The organism is Streptomyces silaceus (assembly GCF_001419745.1).
GTDB lineage: Bacteria > Actinomycetota > Actinomycetes > Streptomycetales > Streptomycetaceae > Streptomyces > Streptomyces silaceus.
This window is the reverse complement of record NZ_LIRJ01000637.1, coordinates 1-2,606: the sequence shown is the minus strand read 5'-3', so window position 1 is coordinate 2,606 and position 2,606 is coordinate 1. Positions and strand designations below refer to the sequence as shown.

At 72.3% G+C, this 2,606-nt stretch carries 2 protein-coding genes; both read right to left on the bottom strand.

Translation table 11 applies throughout. The features are described from left to right. Nucleotides 1–169: 169 nt before the first annotated feature. Nucleotides 170–1,516 carry a vWA domain-containing protein gene (locus AOK22_RS38085; protein ID WP_055703216.1) on the bottom strand — a complete coding sequence of 449 codons (1,347 nt, stop codon included), beginning with the start codon at nt 1,514–1,516 and terminating at the stop codon, nt 170–172. A 138-nt stretch (nt 1,517–1,654) separates the two neighbouring features. Further along, the coding region (locus AOK22_RS38080; RefSeq protein WP_141753813.1) for a PP2C family protein-serine/threonine phosphatase at nt 1,655–2,606 on the bottom strand (952 nt) is incomplete at its 5' end.

Here is a 2,606-nt window from a genome sequence, read left to right as displayed (position 1 = left end):
GTACGGCACCGGCCATGCGGTGACCGCAGACCTCGCACCAGTCGTCGGAACCCGACTGGTGTCCGTTCGGGCAGGTCGGCATGTCGGCGCTTCCCCCTCTCCTTCACCGGCCCGAGGGCCGTGCATTGCGGTACGTAGCGGTAAGGATTCGCGGCGCGGGTGCGCCGCGCTACTGCTTCTTCACGCGAACAGTCTTCGTCGACCGCGTCTCGAGTGTCATCTCGTCGGCCTCGGCGACCTTCGCCTTCAATCGAACAGTACCTGCCGCGGCATCCACGACGTCCACCACCTTCGAAAGCAGTTTCGCCGTATCCGCATTGCCCGAGGCGTTCGCGAGCTGAACGGCGCGGCCCAGCTTGGCCGTTGCCCCGTCCACGTCGCCCGATTTGCGGGCATCAAGGCCCTGCTGGATGACTTGTGCCAGTTCGGCCTGGCCGGTGTAGTGCGCGACCTGCGGATTGATCGAGGTGGAGGCCGCCATGTCGTCCGTCCACACCGCCCGCACCAGCCCCTGCGACAGGGTCTGCACGCTGCCGTCGCTCTGCGGCACCACGAGCGAGACGCGGGCCGCGAGCATCTCCTGGCCGAGCTCGGCGCCCGGCACCTGTACACAGATGTGGTAGTCGCGGGACTCGTCGCCCCAGGACCCGGTCGGGTAGTCCCCGGCGCGCGGCCCCGCCTCCGTGCGGCGGTCGGTCAACTCCTCGACGGTGGGCGCCACTTGCTTGACGAACTTGATCTCCGTGCCCAGCGGTGTCCACAGCCGCAGACTGACGTCGGCGACCTCCTTGCCCATCGCCGTCTCCATCATCCGCGTGAAGTCGGCGGCGAGCCCGGCCGGGTCGGCGACGATGTCGGCGGTGCCGAGGAGCGCGGAGGCGATCCCTGTGACCTCCTTCACCTCCCAGTCCGTGCCGACGCCGCGGGCGTCGCAGGTGAAACGGCCGGCGCAGGCGTCGAGGGCGGCCCTGAGGTCCTCGGGCGACTCGTGTTCGTTGCGGCCGTCGGTGAGCAGGATGCCGTGCCGGATGGCGACGTCGGCCGAGGCCAGCAGGCGGTCGGCGAGGCCGAGCCAGGTGCCGATCGCCGTGCCGCCGCCCGCGCTGAGCCGGCGCAGCGCCTGCTTGGCCTGCTCGCGGGTGCGCGCGTCGGCCACCGCGAGGCGTCCGCTGCCCGGGTAGACCTCCTTGGCGACGTGCGTGCCGCCGATCACCGCGAAGTGCACGCCGTCGCGCACCGCGTCGATCGCCGCGGCCGTGGCGTCCCTGGCGCCCCGCATCTTCGTCGGCGGGTAGTCCATGGAGCCCGAGCAGTCGACCATGATCGCCACGGCGGCGTCCGGGCTCTGCCCCGCGGAGTACAGATGCGGGGCGGCGACCGCGGAACCGATCGTTCCGCCGCCGGTCGAGGTCACCGTCGCGATGGCGTTGACCTCACGGCCGCCCTCCGGCAGGAACTCGTTCTGGTAGACGTCGACCGAGAACTGCGGCACGTTCGACTTCGAGAAATTGGCCATGGATGCTGCTCCCCCTCAGATCCTCAGACGTTCGTCCCCCCACCTCCCCCAAGTCGGCAGGGTGACACCGTTGTTCGCGGGCGCGACGGCGCCCGCGCGAGAGCGTCCGCTCCCGCGCGGGCGGCGAAGAGGTCCGCTCTAGGCCGATCCTGCCCCTTGCGGCACGAAGGGGAACGGGACGACGGCCACTGTTACGTTGTCGTGGCCCCCGCCGTCCAGCGCGTGGCCGACCAGGACCTGGGCGCTGTGCAGCGGCCGGTCCGCGGCGTCGGCGGGCACGGCGTCGGCCATCTCCTCGACGGCCTCCGCGTAGTTCCACAGCCCGTCCGTGCACACCACCACTACACCCGCACGGTCCGGCTTGAAGGAAGCGGTGTGCGGCTCCAGTTCGTACGCGTCCGCGCCGAGCCAGCCCGTGATGGCGTGCGCGCGCTCGTCGGCGTACGCCTCGGCCTCGTTCATCAGGCCCGCCGCGACCATCTGCGCGGCCCACGAGTCGTCCTCGGTCAGGCGGACGGTGGGGCCGCTGCGGTCGTCGGGGACCCAGTAGGCGCGGCTGTCGCCGACCCAGCCGACCACGAGCAGACCGCCGGCGACGACCGTGCCGACCAGGGTGCACGCCGGGGCGTTCTGGTGCTGGCCGTGCTCGCGGGCCGAAGCGGGCTCGGCGGCAAGGGAGTTGACGGCGTCGGCCGCCGAGAGGATCGCGTCGTGCATGGCCTGCTGCGGATGCGTGCCGCGCGGCAGGGCGTCCTGCAGCGATTCGTTGGCGGCGCGGGAGGCCGCGAGCGAGGCGTCGTCGGGACGGGTCGCGGAGGAGACGCCGTCGCAGACGATCGCGACGACGGCGGGGGAGCCGTCGGGCAGCGCCGCGGCCGAGATCGCGAACGCGTCCTCGTTGCGGTGGTGGCGCAGGCCCCGGTCGCTGACCGCGGCGACCGCGTCCAGCTCCTGCTCCATGTGGTCGCGCTCGCGCGGCTGGGCGTGCCCGCAGTTCTCGCAGTACCCGTCCGGGTCCACGCGGCCCGAACGGCAGGCCACACAGACCTTGGTGCCCGCGGGGGGCGTCGGGTCGGGGGCGCTCGTACGG